The organism is Sulfurovum indicum (genome assembly GCF_014931715.1).
In the GTDB taxonomy this organism is placed as follows: Bacteria; Campylobacterota; Campylobacteria; order Campylobacterales; family Sulfurovaceae; genus Sulfurovum; species Sulfurovum indicum.
Window position 1 is genome coordinate 1 of the sequence record NZ_CP063164.1, and the last position, 20,640, is coordinate 20,640.

20 protein-coding genes are annotated in these 20,640 nt (G+C 41.2%); 16 read left to right on the forward strand and 4 right to left on the reverse strand.

Annotated elements, in window-relative coordinates:
• Window positions 1-78 precede the first annotated feature (78 nt).
• The 7 genes from dnaA (at window position 79) to IMZ28_RS00035 (ending at window position 9,186) form a co-directional block, all read left to right on the forward strand.
• Window positions 79-1,413, forward strand: a complete 1,335-nt coding sequence (gene dnaA / locus IMZ28_RS00005; RefSeq protein WP_197548617.1) for a chromosomal replication initiator protein DnaA — start codon at window positions 79-81, stop codon at window positions 1,411-1,413.
• A 187-nt stretch (window positions 1,414-1,600) separates the two neighbouring features.
• Window positions 1,601-2,668, forward strand: coding sequence for a DNA polymerase III subunit beta (gene dnaN / locus IMZ28_RS00010; RefSeq protein ID WP_197548618.1), 1,068 nt, complete (start codon window positions 1,601-1,603; stop codon window positions 2,666-2,668).
• A gap of 18 nt (window positions 2,669-2,686) precedes the next feature.
• Window positions 2,687-4,324 carry a CTP synthase gene (locus IMZ28_RS00015; RefSeq protein WP_269472895.1) on the forward strand — a complete coding sequence of 546 codons (1,638 nt, stop codon included), beginning with the start codon at window positions 2,687-2,689 and terminating at the stop codon, window positions 4,322-4,324.
• Window positions 4,317-5,906, forward strand: a complete 1,590-nt coding sequence (gene recJ, locus IMZ28_RS00020; RefSeq protein ID WP_197548619.1) for a single-stranded-DNA-specific exonuclease RecJ — start codon at window positions 4,317-4,319, stop codon at window positions 5,904-5,906. The genes IMZ28_RS00015 and recJ overlap by 8 nt, the downstream gene beginning before the upstream one ends.
• A 129-nt stretch (window positions 5,907-6,035) precedes the next feature.
• Window positions 6,036-7,499: an NAD(P)/FAD-dependent oxidoreductase gene (locus tag IMZ28_RS00025; protein ID WP_408646968.1), complete on the forward strand. Its 1,464-nt coding sequence runs from the start codon at window positions 6,036-6,038 to the stop codon at window positions 7,497-7,499.
• A gap of 19 nt (window positions 7,500-7,518) precedes the next feature.
• On the forward strand, window positions 7,519-7,914 hold the full coding sequence (locus IMZ28_RS00030) for a c-type cytochrome (protein ID WP_197548620.1): 396 nt from the start codon (window positions 7,519-7,521) through the stop codon (window positions 7,912-7,914).
• A 141-nt stretch (window positions 7,915-8,055) separates the two neighbouring features.
• Window positions 8,056-9,186 (forward strand): cytochrome b/b6 domain-containing protein, encoded by a 1,131-nt coding sequence (locus IMZ28_RS00035; RefSeq protein ID WP_197548621.1) that lies wholly within the window; start codon window positions 8,056-8,058, stop codon window positions 9,184-9,186.
• 64 nt (window positions 9,187-9,250) lie between these two features.
• Here IMZ28_RS00035 and IMZ28_RS00040 read toward each other — a convergent pair whose 3' ends face one another.
• Entirely contained in the window at window positions 9,251-10,336 is a 1,086-nt protein-coding gene (locus IMZ28_RS00040; protein ID WP_197548622.1) for an Mrp/NBP35 family ATP-binding protein, read from the reverse strand.
• Window positions 10,337-10,432: 96 nt separating this feature from the next.
• Between IMZ28_RS00040 and IMZ28_RS00045 the strand changes: the two genes are divergently transcribed.
• Complete coding sequence (locus IMZ28_RS00045) at window positions 10,433-10,648, forward strand: hypothetical protein (protein WP_197548623.1); 216 nt, start codon at window positions 10,433-10,435, stop codon at window positions 10,646-10,648.
• 43 nt (window positions 10,649-10,691) lie between these two features.
• Here IMZ28_RS00045 and IMZ28_RS00050 read toward each other — a convergent pair whose 3' ends face one another.
• Both IMZ28_RS00050 and IMZ28_RS00055 read right to left on the reverse strand, forming a co-directional pair.
• The gene (locus IMZ28_RS00050) at window positions 10,692-11,924 is read right to left on the reverse strand and encodes a BaiN/RdsA family NAD(P)/FAD-dependent oxidoreductase (RefSeq protein ID WP_197548624.1); all 1,233 of its coding nucleotides are present in this window, start codon (window positions 11,922-11,924) and stop codon (window positions 10,692-10,694) included.
• Window positions 11,925-11,939: 15 nt separating this feature from the next.
• Complete coding sequence (locus tag IMZ28_RS00055; RefSeq protein ID WP_197548625.1) at window positions 11,940-12,152, reverse strand: hypothetical protein; 213 nt, start codon at window positions 12,150-12,152, stop codon at window positions 11,940-11,942.
• A 111-nt stretch (window positions 12,153-12,263) separates the two neighbouring features.
• On the opposite strand from IMZ28_RS00055, the gene IMZ28_RS00060 reads away from it, so the two are divergent.
• The 7 genes from IMZ28_RS00060 to IMZ28_RS00090 all read left to right on the forward strand — a co-directional run bounded on the left by IMZ28_RS00060 (window position 12,264) and on the right by IMZ28_RS00090 (window position 17,193).
• Window positions 12,264-12,578 (forward strand): MTH1187 family thiamine-binding protein, encoded by a 315-nt coding sequence (locus IMZ28_RS00060; protein WP_197548626.1) that lies wholly within the window; start codon window positions 12,264-12,266, stop codon window positions 12,576-12,578.
• Between the two features lie 135 nt (window positions 12,579-12,713).
• Window positions 12,714-12,932: a YgaP-like transmembrane domain gene (locus IMZ28_RS00065; protein WP_197548627.1), complete on the forward strand. Its 219-nt coding sequence runs from the start codon at window positions 12,714-12,716 to the stop codon at window positions 12,930-12,932.
• On the forward strand, window positions 12,932-13,927 hold the full coding sequence (purM, locus tag IMZ28_RS00070; RefSeq protein WP_197548628.1) for a phosphoribosylformylglycinamidine cyclo-ligase: 996 nt from the start codon (window positions 12,932-12,934) through the stop codon (window positions 13,925-13,927). Before IMZ28_RS00065 ends, purM begins: the two co-directional genes overlap by 1 nt.
• A 436-nt stretch (window positions 13,928-14,363) precedes the next feature.
• A complete protein-coding gene (locus IMZ28_RS00075) occupies window positions 14,364-14,990 on the forward strand; it encodes a response regulator transcription factor (RefSeq protein WP_197548629.1) in 627 nt (208 codons plus the stop codon).
• Entirely contained in the window at window positions 14,977-16,032 is a 1,056-nt protein-coding gene (locus IMZ28_RS00080) for a sensor histidine kinase (protein ID WP_197548630.1), read from the forward strand. The genes IMZ28_RS00075 and IMZ28_RS00080 overlap by 14 nt, the downstream gene beginning before the upstream one ends.
• Window positions 16,029-16,391 carry a hypothetical protein gene (locus tag IMZ28_RS00085; protein ID WP_197548631.1) on the forward strand — a complete coding sequence of 121 codons (363 nt, stop codon included), beginning with the start codon at window positions 16,029-16,031 and terminating at the stop codon, window positions 16,389-16,391. The genes IMZ28_RS00080 and IMZ28_RS00085 overlap by 4 nt, the downstream gene beginning before the upstream one ends.
• Window positions 16,360-17,193: a thrombospondin type 3 repeat-containing protein gene (locus IMZ28_RS00090; RefSeq protein WP_197548632.1), complete on the forward strand. Its 834-nt coding sequence runs from the start codon at window positions 16,360-16,362 to the stop codon at window positions 17,191-17,193. The genes IMZ28_RS00085 and IMZ28_RS00090 overlap by 32 nt, the downstream gene beginning before the upstream one ends.
• A 73-nt stretch (window positions 17,194-17,266) precedes the next feature.
• On the opposite strand, the gene IMZ28_RS00095 is transcribed toward IMZ28_RS00090, so the two are convergent.
• Entirely contained in the window at window positions 17,267-18,931 is a 1,665-nt protein-coding gene (locus IMZ28_RS00095; RefSeq protein WP_197548633.1) for a multiheme c-type cytochrome, read from the reverse strand.
• Between the two features lie 251 nt (window positions 18,932-19,182).
• Here IMZ28_RS00095 and IMZ28_RS00100 point away from each other — a divergent pair, with 251 nt between their 5' ends.
• Window positions 19,183-20,526: a TolC family protein gene (locus IMZ28_RS00100; protein WP_197548634.1), complete on the forward strand. Its 1,344-nt coding sequence runs from the start codon at window positions 19,183-19,185 to the stop codon at window positions 20,524-20,526.
• Window positions 20,527-20,640 lie beyond the last annotated feature (114 nt).

Consider the following 20,640-nt stretch of genomic DNA (forward strand, 5'->3'; position numbering starts at 1 on the left):
TTGCATAAGTTATTCACATTAAGGTTTCACACTTTATGAACAATGTGAAAATCTATGACAGCAGGCAGGCAGTAAAAGATGAACATCGGACAGAAAGTACTCTTTGAACTCAAAAAAGAGATCTCTGAAACAGAGTATGAACGTTATATCAAAAAACTGGTATATGATACCAAGCGTTCACGCAGCAACATCGCCTACTTCAATGCTCCGAATATGCTCGTTGCAAAATGGGTTAAAACAAAATATGCTGATAAACTTGCCCATCTTTTTGAACTTCAAAATGAGCTTAAGCCTGAGATCGAGATCACAGTTGGCAAACAGAAAAGTAAACAGAGCAGCAGTGTCATACCCAAACAGAGCAGTGAAAAAAGCCATTCAAAAAGTACTTATCTCAATCCTTCACTCACATTTGAGAGCTTCATCGTGGGAGAGTCCAACCAATTCGCCTATACTACAGCCAAAGCCGTTGCAGAAAAGCCCGGAAGGCTTTATAATCCGCTCTTTATCTATGGAGGTGTAGGATTGGGGAAAACCCACCTGCTCCAGGCAATCGGGAACTACCATGTAGCTCTTGGAAATACCGTCATATATACCACACTCGAGCAGTTTATGAACTCCTTTACTTCCCATCTTCGTTCACAGACAATGGACCGTTTCAGAGACAAATTCAGAGATTGTGATCTCCTTTTGATCGATGATATACAGTTCCTTTCCAGAAAAGAGCAGACGCAGGAGGAGTTCTTTCATACCTTCAACGAACTTCACAATGCCAACAAACAGATCGTCATGACAGCAGACAGACCTCCAAACAAAATTGCAGGACTGGTTGACAGACTGCGTACCCGTTTTGAATGGGGAATGATGGCGGACATTCAACCACCGGGACTTGAAACCAAAATAGCCATTATCCAGAAAAAGTGTGAACTCGACGGTATCAGACTCTCCAATGAAGTTGTCAATTTCATTGCCACCAATATGGGTGACAATATCCGTGAAATCGAAGGTACCATCATACGTATCAATGCCCTTGCTTCTATGCTGAACCAGGAGATCAATCTTGATTTTGCACAAAATGCCATCAAAGACCAGCTTAAAGAGAAAAAAGAGAGTGTGACCATAGATGATATTGTCAAGATCGTCTCACGTGAACTCAATATCAAGCCCTCTGATATCAAATCGAAAAAACGCACCAGCAGTGTTGTCAATGCCAGACGTACGGCCATCTATCTTGCACGTAACCTTACACCCAATTCTATGCCGCAGATCGCTCTCTATTTCGGTATGAAAGACCACAGTGCGATTTCACATGCAATGAAAAAAATCGATGAAATCATCGAAAACGACGAGAACTTCAAAGTACTTTTGGAAGAACTCTCCAATAAAATCCATACCGATACCCAGCAAAGTGAATAAAAGTTAAAAAACTGTACTAAAAACTTGAATAAAAAAAAGATATAATTATACACAGTGAACAGATGTGAAGATCCCAAGTTTCAAAAAAGAGGCAAAAACATCGGTAATTCGGTCATTTGCAGCGTTTTTCACAATTTCATGTTGAACTACTGCTATATACTAAATTATTAAAAAATAAGGAGAGTCAATGAAGATTAAAGCACAAAAGCAGATTATTGAATCTATTCTCATTAATCTACAGCCTTTTTTAGAAAAGAAAGATGCCAGTCAGATCACCTCACATATTCTTTTTCAGTCACAGGGAGAAAAGTGCATTGTTAAAGCAACAGACAGTGAGATTGGTCTGAGTATCACAACAGATCAGATTTTTATTGAATCAGAGGGTACTTTTACAGCCAACGGTAAAAAACTGCTGGATATCATTCGTATTCTCAAAGATGATGAAATTGTACTTGAACTTCTTGATGATACTTTAGTAATCAAACAAAAGCACTCTAAATTCAAATTACCGACGTTTGATCCCAACAGCTATCCTTCATTTCCAACTGTTGATGAAAAACCCCGTATCACACTTGACTCTCTCAGTCTAATCCAAAATCTAAAAAAGATCTCTCCGGCTATTGATACCAACAATCCCAAATTTGAACTTAACGGTGCTTTGATCAATATTAAAAATGATTCAACAGATCTTGTAGGTACAGATACAAGAAGATTGGCTATCGCCACTATTGAAAGTTCAAACAGTGAAACCCTCTCTTTAATTGTTCCTAAAAAAGCGATTCTTGAGATACAAAAGCTTTTCCTTGACCAAATTGATATCTTTTTTGACGAAACCAATTTGATCATTGCCAATGACAACAATTTTTTCTATACCCGTTTAATTAACGGAAAATTCCCTGACTACCAGAGAATTGTTCCTTCCAGTATCAAACACAGTGTCAAACTTCCTAAAAAAGAGATGATTGATGCCATTAAAATGATCACTACTATTTCCCAGGAAATAAAAATGACCCTGCTTTCAGATGTAATTATTTTCAATTCACTGAGTGCAGATAATGTTGAAGCAAAAACAGAAATAGAACTCTCTACGGGACTCAATGAAAAATTTGAGATCTCTTTCAACAGCAGATATATTCTTGATTTTCTCTCTCAGGTTGACAAGAACGAATTTTTGATGGAGTTTAATGAACCAAGTCTTCCGTTCATTGTCAAAGATGAGAATTTCATTACAATTATTATGCCGATCGTTGCATAAATTAGGGGATAAAGTTAAATGAGTGAAATAATGACAAAATATATTTTTGTTACCGGAGGTGTACTCAGCTCTCTTGGAAAAGGGATTACAGCTGCAAGTATCGGAACTTTGTTAAAACATACAGGACTTAGAATAGGTGTACTAAAACTCGATCCGTATATCAACGTTGATCCCGGAACAATGTCACCGCTTGAACATGGAGAAGTATTCGTTACCAAAGATGGTGCAGAAACGGATCTTGACCTGGGACACTATGAGCGCTTTTTGGATACTTCTTTGACACATAACAACAACTTTACTACAGGACAGGTTTACAAAACTGTTATTGAAAATGAACGTAAAGGACAGTATCTGGGGAAAACGATTCAAGTGGTCCCGCATATTGTAAATGAGATCAAAGAACGTATTATCCGTGCAGGTATAGGAAAAGATATTCTTATTGTGGAACTTGGTGGGACTACAGGAGATATTGAAGGACTTCCGTTTCTTGAAACAATCCGCCAGATGAAGCATGAACTGGGTAAGACCAATGTTATGAATATCCATGTAACACTGCTTCCGTACATTAAAGCTGCCGGAGAGCTCAAAACCAAACCGACGCAACACTCCGTACAGGAGCTTAGACGTATCGGTATCGCACCGCATATGCTGGTTCTTCGTGCAGAAGTACCTGTCGATTCTGAAGTTAAAAGAAAGATCGCCTACAGTTGTGATGTGGATGAAGATTCTGTTATCGTAGCAGAAGATGCAAAAACAATTTATGAAGTGCCGTTAAATTTTCTGAAGCAGGATATTCTTACACCGATATGCAAACAGTTGGAACTTGAAAACTGTAAACCGCAAATGGATGAATGGACCTCCTTGGTACACAAGATCATTATGCCTGAGAATGAAATGAAGATAGCATTTGTCGGTAAATATCTTGACCTTAAAGAATCATACAAATCTCTAACCGAAGCGTTGATACATGCCGGGGCAAATTTGGACACCAAAGTAAACATTAAATGGGTTGACAGTGAAAAAATCGAAGAAGAAAGTGTAGATAAGTTTTTACAGAATGTAGACGGTATCCTTGTAGCCGGAGGATTTGGTGAACGCGGAGTTGAGGGTAAGATCGAAGCGATCCGATATGCCAGAGAGAACAAAGTACCTTTCCTTGGTATCTGCCTAGGGATGCAGCTGAGCATGATAGAATTTGCCAGAAATGTTCTGGGACTCGAAGATGCAAACTCTGTTGAATTCGATAAAAAAACTACTAATCCGATCATTTATCTGATCGATGAATTTATTGATGCAAGCGGTTCAAAACAGGTACGTACCACAACGTCACCAATGGGTGGTACCCTCAGACTCGGTGAATATGAATGCGAGACCAAAGAGAACAGCAGACTCAGAGAAGCCTATGACAGTTCTGTGATCTATGAAAGACACAGGCACCGTTATGAGGCAAACCCTAAATACCGTGAAGCATTGGAAGCAAACGGTATGGAGATCACAGGTGAGTCACACGGACTGATCGAAGCAGTTGAGGTAAAAAACCATCCATGGTTCCTTGGTGTACAGTTCCATCCGGAATTTACTTCACGCCTGCAAAATCCAAATCCTGCTATTTTGGCATTTGTCAAAGCAGCAATGAATTCTGAAGTAGATGCCTGAAACATTAACGCCGGATGCGTTAGAAAGACTTCTAAGATCACGCTTTAAAGAGGGGTTCCTCTCTTTAAAAGATCTTCCCCATCCCCATACTTTCAAAGATATGCAAAAAGCGACGGATCGCATTACAGATGCGATCGGGAAAAAAGAGAAGATTGTGATCATCGGGGATTACGATGTTGATGGGGTTACTTCGACTACCTTGATGAAGCTCTTCTTTGAGGAGGTTGATTATTCTGTAGAATGGATCATTCCCAATCGCTTCAGGGATGGATACGGACTCTCACCAACAATGATTCCCCGTATTGAAGGATTTGATCTTGTCATTACAGTAGATAATGGTATCTCTGCAGTTGAAGCAGGAAAGATGTGCAAAGAAAAGGGAATCGATCTGATCATTACCGATCACCATCTGCTTCCCCCTGAAATTCCTGAAGCTTATGCTATTATCAATCAGAAACAGCCAGACTGTGCTTTTCCCTATGAAGAGATATGCGGAGCACAGATCACATGGTATCTTATTGCTTCATTGAAGAATGCTCTGGATGTGAAGATCAATATGATGGTCTATATGGAACTGGTCGCTATTGCGATCATTGCAGATATGATGCCTTTGAAACACATCAACCGTGCAATGGTCATTTCAGGGCTTAAAGCACTTTCCAAAAGTCAAAGGCCATCTATCAGAGCTTATAGAGAATATGTACAAAAAGAGTGGTTAAGTGCCGAAGATATCGGTTTTTTTCTCGCACCACTGCTGAATAGTGCAGGAAGAATGGAGGATGCCTCTTTTGCCGTAGAGTTTCTTCTATCGAGCAATATTTATGATGCGAGAGTACGTCTGCAGCGGCTGATCGATCTCAATGACTCCAGAAAAGAGACTGAAGAGACCATTACCAAAGAGGCACTATGCAGTGTGAATGAAAGTGAATCAGTAGTGGTAGTATCGGGAGAGAAATGGCATGAAGGCGTCGTGGGTATCGTAGCGGCACGTATAGCACGTGAATGTAAAAAACCCTGCATTGTACTGAGTGACAACGGTGAAGGTATGCTCAAAGGAAGTGGACGAAGTTTTGGAAATTGTGACCTTTTTGCAGTGGTAAGCAGGACACGACCTCTGCTTGAAAAGTTCGGCGGCCACTTTGCTGCTGTCGGACTAAGTCTTTCGCAAACGCAGTTTACACTATTCAGGGAGCAGTTGCAACACCATTTTAAAGAGGGTGATTTCACGACTGATATGATTGATCCTGAGATTGTCGGAGAACTTCTCTTTCGTGATATTTCATTTACTTTGACCCGGCTCATAAAGCAGTTCGAACCTTACGGTCAGGGAAACCCTGTACCTAAATTCATAAGTAAAAACGTACGTATACGACAGGCTTCTCCTATGGGAAAAAAGGGAAACCATCTTCGTTTTTTACTTGAGCAGGATGGTATTATGCATCATGCAGTACAGTTTAAAACAGAAGAGAGGTATGAAGTGGATACAATGGTAGATGTTGTATATACAGTCAATGAAAACCATTTCAGAGGCAATACAACACTGCAGCTGTTGGTAGATGAGATCAATATTTTTGAACAATAAATAATATTTTGATTAGTTATAATTAAATATATTTTAATGATAATAAAATCAATTTTTTTTATAAGAAAATTTATTTTTTATCTTATTTATTGTATTATCGTGTGTTAACCATATAAAAAAGGAGCTATTTTGGATAATAAAATATTAAAAGAGGGTATGGAGATTATTGATGCCCATATGAAGAGTGAGGGTATTTCACGAAGGGATGCTATCAAGCTATTTGGAACAGGTGGTGCAGCGATGCTTCTCGCAAGCGGTGCAACAACACAGGCAAGTGCCAGCAGCAGTGCGGCTAAAGCAAAAATAGTCATTATTGGCGGTGGATTGGCAGGTATGTCAACAGCAGCAAGATTGACAAATTCTTTGGATAATCCGGATATTACGGTAATCGAACCGGGAGATATTGCAACATCCTATCAGCCGGGACAGACACTGGTAGGTGCCGGTATCTGGGATGTATCGGAAGTGGTATATAAAACAGATGATTTTGTTCCTGACGGTGTGACGATTATCAAGGAAAAAGCAGTTGAGTTCGATCCGAAAAATAATATGGTAAAGACAAGCGGCGGGAAAACAGTAAAATATGATTATATGGTTATTGCTGCCGGTCTCAAACTTGATTATGCACGTATCGAAGGCCTTGGTATTGAGGGTACGATCACTTCGACCGGTGACCATTCACCTGTAAGCAAAGTTATCGGAAAGAACGGAATTGCTTCTATCTATTTCCAGAAAGGTTCGGCAGATACCTGGACTCAGATGCAGAAATTTATTGCAGAAGCAAAAAGCGGTAAAAAAGTAAAAGGTATCTTCACTCATCCCAATACACCGATAAAATGTGGCGGTGCTCCTAAAAAGATTATGTACTTGACAGATGCAAGACTGAGAGAAGCAGGTGCAAGAGAGAATGCTGAACTGACTTTCTATCCTAACGGCAGTAAAATGTTCGGTGTAAAAGAGTACCATGATGCGATTGTCAATCAGTTTGAAGCAAGAGATATGAAATGGAACTACAGACACAATCTTGTTGCTGTAGATCCGGTGAAGAAGATTGCTACATTTAACAGACACTGGAAAGAGAAAGGTGAATGGGATCCGGATCTTGAAGAGTATTCGATCGTTCCAAGAAGTGAAAAAGTAGAAAAAGAGTTTGATTTTATTCATATCACACCACCGATGATAGCACCTGAAGAGATCGCTGATTCACCTGTAGGTTCAGGTAAAGGCTGGGTTCCTGTACATAAAGAGACACTTCAGCATGTAAAATATCCTAATGTATTTGCACTGGGTGATATTGCAGCAGTTCCAATGGGTAAAACAGGAGGATCAGCAAGAAAACAGTATAAAGTAGTTGTTGACAATATTATCTCTATGATGGAAGGGAAAGAACCAACAGCCAAGTATGGAGGATATACGGTTTGTCCGTTGATCACAAGTATCGGTACAGTTATGCTTGCAGAGTTTGACTGGTCTAAAAAACCGACACCTTCATTCCCTCTTGATCCAACACAGGAAAGATATATCTGGTGGCTGCTTAAAGTCTATGCACTCAAGCCTATGACACAGTACGGTATGCTTTCAGGTAGAGCTTAAAGAAGAGAAGGAGAATGATATGAAAAAAACAACAATAGCACTTTTATCAGCAGCAGTAATTTTCGGATTGAACGGATGTGGTAACGATACACCGAGTTCATCAGCACCTAAAACATACAGTAAAACACCGGCAGAGGTTTATGCACAGTCTTGTAAAAAATGCCATGGTGAGCATGCAGAAGGGAATCCTAAGAAAAAAGGACCGGCATTGAATGACAGACAGGCAGGAGAACTTGAACTTGATCTGTATGATGTGAAAAACGGTGGTACAAACCAGTCCTCCGGAACGGAGCATGATATTATGGAGCACAATATGCAAAAGCTCATGGAAAAAGGGTATGACTATGACCCTAAAGCTATGGCAGAGTATATTGAGAAGAGTTTCTATAAGAGAGAAGTTTCAGAAGCACATTAAACCAATCTCCCAGAGAAGAAATCTCTCTTCTCTGGTCACCCCCCCTCTAAAAAATCTATCAAATTTTTCAAATACAACTGGCTTTATATAAAGTTATGATATTTTTATAAAAATTATAACAATAGTTTATGGGATGGTGTAATGAATAAAAAGCCGGGGTATGTATTTGTTTGGCCTATCGGTACCAGAATCATCCATTGGATGATGGCTCTCTCTTTTACGGCAGCATTTATTACCTCTTTTCATAAAAATCAGTTACATAGTCATGTGGCATTTGGTTTTATTTTCCTTATTATCCTTGTTTACAGGATCATTTGGGGTATTGTCGGTCCCCGATACGCAACTTTCAAGACCTTTAAACTGAGACTGTCAGAGTTAAAAGGTTATTTTGTAGAAAAAGTACGGAACAGATGGAGAAAGATACCTGCTGGACATAATCCTGCATCAAGCTGGTTTACAGTGTGGGCACTAATAGTAGGAACAGTTATTGTAATCTCCGGTCTGCTGCTCTATGGTGTAGAGGAAGCAAAAGGGTGTTTTCGGTTTTTAAATGAAGATTATTACCAGTATATGGATACTCTTACCATGTTGCACAAGTATGCTTCCTACCTTTTTGCTACATGGGTCATCATTCATATTACAGGTGTTTTGATAGAACAGTTCTGGCACCGTACCGGCATGGCTTTTGCAATGATAACCGGATATAAAAAAACAGAAGGGGAAGATACAAAAGTAAAAAGAAGTCTCTCTATTTTTGCCTATTTGATGATTTTGCTGGCGATAGTCACCTATTTTTTTATTGTCAGCAGCAATTATAATTACCTGACGTTACAAAAATACACCAATGTTGATTATGAAGAGGAACATCCTGACTACTATCATGAATGTGGGGAGTGTCATGTTGCATATCCCCCTTATCTTCTTCCACGAAGATCGTGGGAACGTATTATGGGAGCACTCGACAACCACTTTGGAGAAGAGATAACTGAAGCCAATATTACAAAACTGCAACAAGCTTCGATACTTGAATATCTGATACAACATGCGGCAGAGACAAGTAAGCGGGAAGCAGCGGTTAAAACTATGAAGTCCCTCGGGGAAAGACGACCCAAGGCGATTACCAAAACACCTTATTGGAGAGAAACGCATAAGCATATTCCAAAATATGTGTATAGACAGAAAAAGATAAAAGACAAGTCAAACTGTGCTGCATGTCATAGAGACTTTAAATACGGGAATCTGGAAGATATGAATATTTTGTACGATTTCTGAAATCACATTCCGTTTGTTTAGCACATATGGTTCAGCAATACTTTCTATTGAATAGGTAAACAGCCTAAAAAACGGTAGGCTGTATCGCTTCATTATTGACACCACCTGATTCATTGACTTCAAGCAGTTTTTTCCAGAGTTTACGGGCCATTGCCTGATAACGTTTTGATGTTTCACAGTTTGGAGCCAATACAGTGATAGGCAGACCGCTGTCTCCACCTTCTCTAATGGCAGGCTCTATCGGTATCTCTCCCAAAACTTCTGTTTGATATGCATCTGCAAGGGGTTGGGTTGTTCCTTTGCCGAAGATATCATACTCTTTTCCACTGTCTGGACAGATGAAACCGCTCATATTCTCTACAATACCGGCAATAGGTATATGCAACTGTGTGAACATATCCATACTTCGGATAGTATCATCCAGTGCTACTTTCTGAGGGGTAGTGACACATATACCGGAAGTGACCGGCAGGTTTTGTGCAAGAGCAAGTTGGGCATCGCCTGTACCGGGAGGCATATCAAAAAGAAGTACATCCAGATTTCCCCATGAAATATCTTCAAGCATTTGCTCGATCGCCTGTGTGACCATAGCCCCTTTCCAGATGAGAGAAGCCCCCTGTTCGACTAAAGAACCGATGGACATTACTTTTAGGTCATGTGCCAAAATAGGTTTAATGGTTTTTCCAAGAAAAATCGGCTGTTCTCCTTCAATGCCCATCATTCTTGGAATGTTCGGACCGTAAATATCTGCATCAAGCAGCCCTACGCGTTTTCCCTGCTGTGCCAGTGCAATAGCAAGATTGACAGTAGTGGTTGATTTTCCAACCCCGCCTTTTCCAGAGCTTACCATAACGAAGTTTTGAATATTGGGGAGAACATTTTTACCGTGTGAACTCGTCTCTCTGGGCATTTTCGGTTTCGTGATGGTAATATCTATCTGGAAATCTCCCAGAAAAGAGACTCTTTTAGTGATCTCTTCACGGAGTTGTGCTTCAATCTCCGGTGCAGAAGAAGGAATATCGAGCAGGATAGATACGCGTTCTTCCGAAACCGAAACCTCTTTGGTAAAACCAAAATCGACGATACTTTTCGTAAATCCGGGGTAAATGACTTGTGCCAGCTTCTTTTGAATATGCTCTTTGTTTATCATAAATATCCAACCTTTTAAAAATACTGGTAAACATTATATCTTTTATAAGTATATATTTTGCTATGATTACAGCATTAATTGGCAAGGGATGTTACGATGAAAAAAGAACTTTTGATATTTACAGCTATTTTCCTCTTTTTAACGATCGGTATGCATTTTAAAGAATGGACCTCTTATCCTGTAGAACACCTGATGGGGCTTGCAGATGCAGGAGCCTATGGCATAGGTCCCATCCACCCGCTGGTCTTCACGCTGGCTGTTTATATTGTTTTTGTATTGTTAAGAGGTATTGTCAGAATATTCAGGAGATAACTCTTCTGTATATGCAAAAAGGTTCATTTTGAACTAAGATGTACTACAGTTTTTGGTTTTTGGTTTTTGGTTTGGCCATTGCCTTTCCCGCTCTCATACCGCTGACCCAGGCAAAGTGAAAGTTGAATCCTCCCCTGTCTCCGTCAACATCAAGTATCTCTCCTGCAAAGTATAGACCGGGGATAATTTTTGATTCCATTGTTTCGGGGTCTATTTCTGTGGTATCTACACCGCCGGCAACTACTTCAGCTCCCTTGAATCCCCTGGTATCACTGATGCTCAGTTTGAGGTTTTTTATTGTGTAAACAAGCTTTCCTATCTCTTTTCGGTTCAGATCTTGTTCTGTCAGCGCTTTGCATTTGGACTGTTCAAGTATAATAAAGAGAAGTTTTTTGTTGAGTATACCCTGAAGCCAGAGGGCTATTGGTTTTTCACTTTGCTGTTGTACTCTTTTCATCAGGAGATTGGTAAGTTTCTCTTTGCTGAGTCCTGGCATCAGGTCGAGACTGAGTTCACAGTAGTCAAACTGTGCCAGCCGTAAGCTGACTTCACGGCTGATATCCAGGATGGCAAGTCCACTGATACCGTAGCTGGTAAAGAGCAGGTCACCTTTCCTCTCTGTAATATATTGTCCGTTGGCATAAAGTTTGGCTATACCTGCTATTTTGACACCTGCACATCTTTTGACCCACCCGTCATCTGAACAGAGCTGTACCAGTGAAGGGTGATGTGCAATGAGGCTGTGCCCCATTTTGGCTGCAAAGGCATAGCCTGCATTGGAGCCTCCCAGTTGCGGTGCGGCAGGAGAACCGGAGGCAATGAGCAGTTTTTGGCATCTTTTTGTCCCCTGGGTAGTTTCCAGAACAAAGAGATCCTTTTCTTTGCCAATACTGGTCACTGCACAGTCACAGTATATCTCCACGCCTGCTTTTTCTGCTTCATATGTTAAAAGATCGACCACACTGCCTGCCTGCAGTGACATTGGAAATATCTGGCCCTCTTTCCCTTCCGTAAGCTCAAGCCCTATGGAGGTGAAGAACTTTTCTACTACCGGGAAGTCATTTTCCTTGAGTACAGTTTCTACAAACTCAGGATTTTGTGAGTGAAAGCGGTTAGCGCTGATGCAGCGGTTTGAAATATTACACTTTCCATTCCCTGAAATGAGAATTTTTTTTCCTATTTTACTGTTTTGTTCAAGCAGGGTAACATTCATACCTTCTCTTGCACACAATATGGCTGCGGTGAGTCCGCTTGCCCCTCCCCCGACAACGATCATCTTGTGCAATCCTTTTTAGAAACTCTTTTCAACAACAAAGTTGGACTCTTTAAAACGGAGATTTGTATCAGTGACCACTCCTACGGGCATAATGAGTTTTCCTGTTGTTCTATTTACCTCTTCACTTGTTTTGTGAATAGGCATCAGTATGCTATCGGCCTCTTTACAGCCTGAAGTCAAAAACAGAAACCATAGACAGACTAGAGAGAGTAGACTTTTCTTTTTCATCATTTCTCTTTTTCTAAAAGAAGGAATACTCTTTTTTGGATGATTATAGCATACAATTAACATATCTATAGGTATTTATCTGCTATCATCAACGAAAAAAGAGGAGTGATTATGAGTGCATTGGTAGAGTTCAGCATGTTCCCGACAGAAAAGACACAAAGTAAGAGTGTGTTTGTAGCCAGAGTTCTGGATATCGTGGACAGAAGTGGTTTGGCGTACCAGTTGACACCGATGGGTACCATTATAGAAGCAGAAACAGTGCAGGAAGCACTGGATGTGATCAATGCTGCCTATGAGGAGCTTCAGAAAGAGTGCGGAAGGGTTTACAGCTCCATCAAGATTGACTGGAGAGAGGGACCTGTAGGCAGGTTGAATAAAAAAGTTGCATCTGTGGAAGAAAAACTTGGACGCAAGCTCAAAGCTTAGAAGAACAAATTGTAACTGTCTGCTGTGAAGCGCTTACAGTGGCAGTACAGCAAATATTATCTTTGCCGGTATTGCGTTTAGCGTTAAACAGCTAAAATTCGATATAATCATGCTAAATTTTCACAAGGATTTCAGATGTTATGTGCTGAAAGAATGCAGCGTATTGTACAGGCAATCATATTAGGGCTCATCATGGGGCTGGCAGGTTCAAAGATGTTCGCTGCTGCGTTCATACTGACCTTTGCTATGATGCTTATGCTCTTTATAGCCGGAGTTACGGGCTTCTGCCCGGGACTGATGATCCTGAAAAAAATATTCCCGCCGTGTGAGTGCGGAGAGACGAAGGAACAGTAATGTCAAATATATCCTATAAAGATGCCGGTGTCGATATTGATGCGGGAAATGAGTTCGTAGAAGCGATCAAAGCCGATGTCAAATCGACCTTTGACAGTAACGTTATAGGGGGTATCGGTTCGTTTGCCGGGGCATATGCTCTTCCAAGCGGCTATAAAGAGCCTGTGATCCTCTCTGCAACAGACGGGGTGGGAACCAAGCTTAAGATCGCTATAGAAAGCGGTAAGCTCAACACAGTAGGTATTGACCTGGTTGCAATGTGTGTGAATGACCTAATCTGTAATAATGGAGTACCGATGTTCTTCCTGGACTACTATGCGACAGGAAAACTGTTACCTGAGAATGCAAAAGATGTGGTTGCCGGTATTGCAGAGGGATGCCGTAGAGCAGAGTGTGCACTTGTTGGCGGAGAAACAGCAGAGATGCCGGGGATGTATTCGGAAAATGATTTTGATCTGGCAGGTTTTGCTGTTGGGATAGCAGAGCGAAGTGAGATGGATACTGTTGCCAATGTCAAACCGGGGCAGGTGCTTATTGCCATGCCAAGTTCCGGGGTGCACTCCAACGGCTATTCACTGGTAAGAAAACTTTTCTTTGATAAACTCGGTATGAGTCTTGAAACAGAGTTTGAAGGCAAGATGCTGCTTGAGACACTGTTGGAGCCGACACGTATTTATGTGAAAGAGTACAAATCCAACAAACAGCATATTAAAGCACTGGCACATATCACGGGAGGAGGGATTGTGGAAAATCTTCCAAGAGTACTTCCCGAAGGTATTAAAGCGGTTGTAAAAAAAGAGGATATCAGAATACTGCCCATCTTTGAATTTATGAGTCAGTATGTTGATGAAGAGGAGATGTACCGTGCCTTCAATATGGGTGTAGGGATGGTCTGGGTTGTCGAGCCTGAAAGTGTAGATGCAGTACTTGCCAATACGGATGGTTATGTCATCGGAGAGCTTGTTTCCGGAGACAGAGGTGTTGAACTGATTTAACTTTTTTAATTTCTCTCCAATATGAATGGCGGCACAACTTCGCCGTCACTTATGTTCATCTATTACAACTTTTTATTGTCTTGGATATGCTTCTTTGGAACCATCTATTTTCAGTGCAAGGTTTTAGACCCTGCATATGTGCTAAAATGTGTGTATGAGAAGGAGTGTATTCAGTAAGTCAGATACAATCCCATAGGGTAAGGATTACAAACAACGGTAGTATATACGTATGATGTAATCGTGTAAATGGTGGTGAATATCCGGTGCATTATAGCAGTCCATTCAATAAATATTTTGGAAAAATAATCCTTGAAAGAAAAAAGAGTCATTTTATGTTCTGTGGTATTATCAGAGTGTTAACACACTCTATGTTAGTATATGTATATTGAATAAATATTGTTTACTGCAATGAATCTATGAAAAAGGTAGATATTTTATGAAACTGCTTTTGCTTGAAGATGATCAGATACTGGGTGAAACGCTTCAGCACTTTCTTGTACGCGAAGGATATGAGGTTGATCTTGCTTTAAGTGAGGAGGAAGCGGAAGAACTGACGTTTCATATAAAGTATGACCTTTATCTTTTTGATATCAACCTCCCTTCCGGTAACGGTTTGGACTTTTTAAAGTCCCTACGCCATGCACAAGATGAGACTCCTACGATATTTATTACAGCGCTGACTGACATGGATTCTATGGCACAAGGCTTTGAACTTGATGCGATGGACTATATTAAAAAACCTTTTGAACCAGAGGAGCTTTTGATCCGGCTTAAAGCGAAGTTCCGGGATGATGTGCTCTACTATGATAAGATACAATATGATCCCAAAAACAATATTCTGCGTAAAGAGGGTGAAATTGTGCATATAGGAAATGTACCTTGCTGTATTTTCAGCAAACTTCTGATGCGTAGAGGAAATGTGGTAACACAGGATGTACTCCTTGAGTGTCTTGAACAGCCTTCGGGAAATGCACTGAGGGTAGCAATTGCGAAGATCAAACAGAAACTGGGTATAGAGATAATCAATATCCGCGGAGAAGGGTATATGCTTGAAGCGTTATGAAAAAGAGTCACTGTTAAAAAACTTCTCTGTTTTTTTCTTTATGTTGGAAATATTGTTGATACTTCTTTTTATCGAGTTGTACCATACAGAAAAAAGAGAATACAGGCAGACTCTGTTTCAAACTATGCAAGTGTGCAGTTATACTTTGGAGTGTGAAGATTTTAGTTTTGATTTTGTCTCTAAAGATAAAGGAAAGGCCAATACGCTGTACGGAACAGATGAGCTGTACAGTTACTTCAGCATACCGAAATCTGACAAGTTTTATATTAAGATTGCCTACCCGTCCGCATCTCTGAAAAAAGATATGCAGAAGATCGTATCTGATCTTCTGCTAAAATTCATTTTGGCGACACTGCTGCTTTTGGGGACAGCACTTTTTTTTACTTTTTACAGTCTGAGACCGATCAGAAAAGCATTGCAACTGAATGACGAGTTCGTTAAAGATATTTTGCATGACTTCAATACGCCTATTACTTCCATGGTGCTTAATCTTAAAATGTTCAGAGCAGAACACGGAGAGAATCTTTTTGCCAAAAGGATCTCTCACAGTATCGATACACTGCTTTTTTTGCAGAATAACCTCAAAAGTTTTCTTTTTCATACCCCTTCGCAGAAGAGAGAAATAGATATTGCCGCTTTTGCCAAAGAGCGTATGGATCTGACGGCAAATGCCTATCCAAAGATCATTTTCTCTTTTTCCCAGGAGAATACGCTTGTCAAAATAACACATCCTGAGCTGCTGGCACGTATTTTTGACAATCTCTTAAGCAATGCGGCAAAGTACAACAAAAGCAATGGAAGTGTCAGTGTAAGCGTAAAGAGAACAAAAGTCTTTATTGAAGATACCGGAAAAGGTATTGAAAATGTGGATAAAGTGATGCAACGCTACTATAAGGAACAGGAGCGTGGGATGGGACTGGGTCTGCATATTGTGAAAAAGCTGGTCTCGGAACTTGAGATAGAGATGCAGATGCGCTCTCAAAAGGGTAAGGGTACAACAATAGAACTGGATTTTAAAAATCTTCCGGAGAAGTATGAATGAAAGTGGTGCTGATCACTTTTTTTATACTGCTGCATAGTGTGTTGATCCAGGCGGAGAATATTGATATGCAGATAGAAGCCATACAGAAGGCACCGGTGGCAGAGCGTTTTAAATTGATGAACGCACTGAAAAAGCGTCTGGTCAAGATGAAAGAGAAGGAACGGCTTAAAGCACTTTCAAAACTGCGACTGAGCACGAAGAGCAAACATGCAAAAAAGGTCATCGACAAGGTGGAAAAGGATACAAAACGTATTTTCAAACAGCATTTGGAGAATGAAATGGAGAGTCATATAGAAAATGAAGTAGAGAATCAGGTTCAGGGGTATAATGAAGATCATGAAGGAGGCGATGATGATTAAACCGTTTTATGTACTCCTGTTATTAACAGGAGGATTGTGTGCTAAAGAGATTTCCGATAAGGATTTTGATGGTGTACCGGACAGTTTGGATGAGTGTCCGAATACCCCTTTTCTTAATCAGGTGGATGCCAAAGGCTGTACTACGGTCGAGCTCCGTCTTCCTGATGAGACAGACTTTGACAGTTTGACTGTGACACTGACAAACGGCTATGAGAACAATGATGATATGCCAAGCAGGAATAAACAGTACCGAACCAAAATACAGATCAACTATTACCATAATGACTGGGGTTATTCCCTCCGTACTTCCTACTGCACAGAGGAAGAGAATATGGATCTCGGGGATACGACACTAAAGGTGAGAAAACGTTTCAGACTGAGTCCGGAACTTCGTCTGAATCTTGGTGCAGGTGTCAAGCTGCCGACGTATAGCTTTACAGGAAACAGAACAGATTATAAACTCTACAGTTCTCTCTATTACTATCCCTCAGAAGGGCTTTCTCTTTTTGGAGGATTGAACTATACATTTATCCGGGATGAAGAGCTCATGGGAGAATTGCAGAACAGAAGCAGTCTCTTTGTTGGAACAGGGTATTTCTTTACGCAACGCCTGTATGCCAACTTTAGCTATGCTTATGAAGAGAGTAAATACAGGGATGAACATGCAGAGCATTCTCTCTCCGGAACACTCTTTTATCAGGTGACAGATAAATGGTTTGCTACACTTTACTATAAACAGGATATCCTGGATGAGGATCTGCATGATGAACTCTATTTTGGTATAGGTTACAAGTTTTGGTAGGTTTTCAGAAAATAGATGAGAGGTATGAAGAGAAGGCAAAGTTCACTTTGCCTTCATGGTAGAGAGAGGAGTATCAGTCACCATTTGGTCCGTTGTGACAGTCATAACAGCTTACTTTATGTCCTTTTGCAAAGTTTTTCTGTCCCCACTCGGTAGAGAATGAACGGTCGGTCCATGCAGCGGAGAGTACAGAACCTTTATAGTCCTGACCATGGCATACTGTACATTGTGCAGTATTGTTCTCTGCGGCACCTTCATGGCCTTCGACCCAGCTCTGGCCTACAGGGTGCATACCGTGCGGGCCGCCTGTAACAGTCTTGGGTACACTGTTGTGACACGCACTGCACTCACCGATCGTTCCGGCATGGCCCTGGATCTGATCACTCAGGATATTATCCGCATTGTGTGCAGGATAAATGGCATGTGTCGCTCCATGGCAGGCTTCACACTGCAGGCTGCCATGTCCTTTGCTGAAACGGTAAAGGCTAAGACCTGCTGCCGGTGTATCGATATTTGTCGCGAATTTTGTATCGATGACATTTCTGAGTGTATTGGTCGCAGGGTCGATAGCTGAGAGTTCTCTTTTCCCGTCATGGTGGCAGGCTTGACAGTTTGGTTCATGGAGCCATCCTTCCCTGTTGGTACTTCCTACTGCCGACATATTACCGTGGCAGCTTTGACACTGCATAGTATTATTGCCACTGGTATCCTTTGCATCTCCCATGGCGCCTCTTAGACATTTGGTTTCAGCACCCGGGTGACAGGTATAGCAGGCATTTCGGTTATTGATGTCATCCAGAGGCAGTCCGTTAAGCGGATCGATCACTGCAGCATGTTTGCCGTGTATGGATGCAGTGAAAGCTTTTATATTGTTGACCCCGGTATTTGGAAGAGCATTACTTCTGTGACATGCAGCACAAAGAATGGCTGTTCCGCCATTGGCTGTTGCTTCAAGTCCTTGCGGATCATAGGTGTATCCTTTTGCCTGAAGTGCAGCAGTATTGTCTGTTACGGCAGAAGGGTGCTTCTCATCATGCAGACGCAGAATATTGAACTTGTAGTCTTTTTCAGGGTCAGCATTGTTCACCCAGCCGGCATTTGGTTTTGCATCATTGCTTGGTGCATTACTCTGGTGGCAGCGTTTACAGTCCATCTCGTCACTGACCGGCAGAACAGTAGTTGCCTCTGCAAGAATATTCCCCTGGCTGTCTTTTGCAACGACTTTGACAAGCGGATAGTAGTTCTTGCTTCCGTCATCATTGTACGGGGTAATAGGAATACCTTCTGCTTCCCACCATTGGTGCACAGTATTGAAGGTCAGCTGCTGAGGTGTTTTGCTTGGTGTTTTGACACCGGTAAGCCCGGTATCCTGTGCCAGAACAACACCAAAAAGCTGTTTGCTGTGATCCCAGAAATTTGTTTTGTCCGTACTTGAAGTATTCCATTTGCCATCGGTACCCTGTTCTGCTTCATAGGTGAGAATGATTCCTGAAGTGACAAGGTCTCCGTTTTTGTCTTTGATCTGGGCATGCAGATTATTGTAGGGAGGCAGTACAGAGAATACGGAAAAGTCGTTTCCATCCATACAGTGCATGCCCAGGTCATTCCATGCAGTCAGTACATAGCTGAAACCGGAAGAAGAATTACTGGTCTCCTGCACATCAGTGCTCCCCCCTCCTCCGCATGCCATAAAAACAGGTGCACTCAGCAGCAGTAACCATAGATTTTTTTGTTTCATTTTTCGCCCCTTGTAATTATAAGTATTTCAAATTCTAACAAAAGAAGTGTTAGCGGTTTATGTCCGGAGTCAGAGTGATATTTGAGGCTGGAAATATGGTTGGGTATCTCATATTCGGCTTTTTCTGGCACGATATAGGTTTTTTGTGTTAACATTTGGAAGAACTGTTTTATTGTTCGAAAGAGTGCAGTTCATATTCAATTCATAAGAATTGGCTACTCTGTTACTCTGATTTTCAAAGGAATACAACAATGAAAAGAATTTTTTTGCTAAATGTATTAGCCTTTTCACTTTTTTCAATAAGTGTCCGGGCTGATACATTTGCACTGGATGAGCTTATACGGTACGGCTTAAAGCATAGTACAGCAGTAAAACAGAGCAAAGCGAAAATGGAGCTGGCTCAGGCACAACGTAAGGAGAGCAGATCGGCCCGATTTGGGAATATCGATCTGGTTGGGAGCTATACACACTATAACCTGCCAAGAACACTTGCACCGCTTACACCTGCGAGTATCTTAACGGATCCTACTGCTGTGCCCACAACAACCAATCTTTTTGGAACAGGAGTTATGTATTCTGTCCCTCTCTTTACCGGTTTTGCCCAGACCAGGCAGGTAGAGATGGATGCTATTGCCATGGAGCTGTCAAAAAGCAGACTCTCTTTGACAAAAGAGCAGCTTGCATACAATATAGCATCTCTTTACCTCTCTATTCTTGCGCTGCAGGATATGTCCTATGCACAGCAAAAACATGTTGAAGTATTGAAAAAACTGAGAAATACCATCAAACACGAGGTTGATCTTGGTAAAAAGGCCCAGATCGATCTGTTGAAGGCGGAAAAAGATCTGTATGGAAACCTTTCATATCTGGAGGTACTCAAAGGTAATGTTGCGATAACAAAAGCTTCTTTGGCAAGTCTTGCCGGTTTGGATGATCTTGGAGAGATAGAACCGGTAAGGATTTCAGTGACAAAGCCGAACTATTCACTAAACAGGCTGCTTGGTGAAGCCGCTTCTTTAGATAAAGTGCATATTGCCGAACTGAATATCCAGAAAGCTGACACAGGTGTGAAGAAGAGTAAAGCAGGTCGTTATCCCCAGGTTTCATTCAACTCCTACTACGGATATAATTACGGTGAAAATGACAGCTCCAATAAATACCCCGGAGAGTTTAACTACGAAAAGAACTGGCAGATCGGAGTGAATGCCAAATGGACACTTTTTGATTTCGGAAAAAGCGATGCAGCTACGCAAAAAGCAAAGATAGCAAAAATGCAGGCGACTTTAGAGAAGCAGCAGGTACTGCTGGATCTTCGAAAATCACTGGTGGAAGCCTATGAGAAGATAAAGCAGGCTTATGCAAATTACAGAGGCAACAACAGGCAGTATATATTGGCCAAAAAAAGTGAGAAGATAGAGCGTGTACGTTACAGGAACGGTGTCTCAACGATCAATGATCTTCTTTATGCCATAAGCCAGACACAACTTGCAAAAGCAAAACTGATCGAGAGTCAGTACAATTACCAAAAAGGAAAGTTCTATATGGATTATCTGCTGGAGAGAGGCGTTAAGCCGAACGACACTTACCAAAGGTAAGCTTTAGTGAGATGAATTGCAAAGGGGCTTTGCTCCTTGGCAAGAAGAGAGGATAGAGAGGCGTTAAGCCGAACGACACTTACCAAAGGTAAGCTTTAGTGAGATGAATTGCAA

Bases quoted from the DNA above. Each gene is read 5' to 3' on its own strand.
- dnaA (WP_197548617.1), top strand. From the start codon at position 79: ATGAACATCGGACAGAAAGTACTCTTTGAACTCAAAAAAGAGATCTCT.
- dnaN (WP_197548618.1), top strand. From the start codon at position 1,601: ATGAAGATTAAAGCACAAAAGCAGATTATTGAATCTATTCTCATTAAT.
- IMZ28_RS00015 (WP_269472895.1), top strand. From the start codon at position 2,687: ATGAGTGAAATAATGACAAAATATATTTTTGTTACCGGAGGTGTACTC.
- recJ (WP_197548619.1), top strand. From the start codon at position 4,317: ATGCCTGAAACATTAACGCCGGATGCGTTAGAAAGACTTCTAAGATCA.
- IMZ28_RS00030 (WP_197548620.1), top strand. From the start codon at position 7,519: ATGAAAAAAACAACAATAGCACTTTTATCAGCAGCAGTAATTTTCGGA.
- IMZ28_RS00035 (WP_197548621.1), top strand. From the start codon at position 8,056: ATGAATAAAAAGCCGGGGTATGTATTTGTTTGGCCTATCGGTACCAGA.
- IMZ28_RS00040 (WP_197548622.1), bottom strand. From the start codon at position 10,336: ATGATAAACAAAGAGCATATTCAAAAGAAGCTGGCACAAGTCATTTAC.
- IMZ28_RS00045 (WP_197548623.1), top strand. From the start codon at position 10,433: ATGAAAAAAGAACTTTTGATATTTACAGCTATTTTCCTCTTTTTAACG.
- IMZ28_RS00050 (WP_197548624.1), bottom strand. From the start codon at position 11,924: ATGATCGTTGTCGGGGGAGGGGCAAGCGGACTCACCGCAGCCATATTG.
- IMZ28_RS00055 (WP_197548625.1), bottom strand. From the start codon at position 12,152: ATGAAAAAGAAAAGTCTACTCTCTCTAGTCTGTCTATGGTTTCTGTTT.
- IMZ28_RS00060 (WP_197548626.1), top strand. From the start codon at position 12,264: ATGAGTGCATTGGTAGAGTTCAGCATGTTCCCGACAGAAAAGACACAA.
- IMZ28_RS00065 (WP_197548627.1), top strand. From the start codon at position 12,714: ATGTTATGTGCTGAAAGAATGCAGCGTATTGTACAGGCAATCATATTA.
- purM (WP_197548628.1), top strand. From the start codon at position 12,932: ATGTCAAATATATCCTATAAAGATGCCGGTGTCGATATTGATGCGGGA.
- IMZ28_RS00075 (WP_197548629.1), top strand. From the start codon at position 14,364: ATGAAACTGCTTTTGCTTGAAGATGATCAGATACTGGGTGAAACGCTT.
- IMZ28_RS00085 (WP_197548631.1), top strand. From the start codon at position 16,029: ATGAAAGTGGTGCTGATCACTTTTTTTATACTGCTGCATAGTGTGTTG.
- IMZ28_RS00090 (WP_197548632.1), top strand. From the start codon at position 16,360: ATGAAGATCATGAAGGAGGCGATGATGATTAAACCGTTTTATGTACTC.
- IMZ28_RS00095 (WP_197548633.1), bottom strand. From the start codon at position 18,931: ATGAAACAAAAAAATCTATGGTTACTGCTGCTGAGTGCACCTGTTTTT.
- IMZ28_RS00100 (WP_197548634.1), top strand. From the start codon at position 19,183: ATGAAAAGAATTTTTTTGCTAAATGTATTAGCCTTTTCACTTTTTTCA.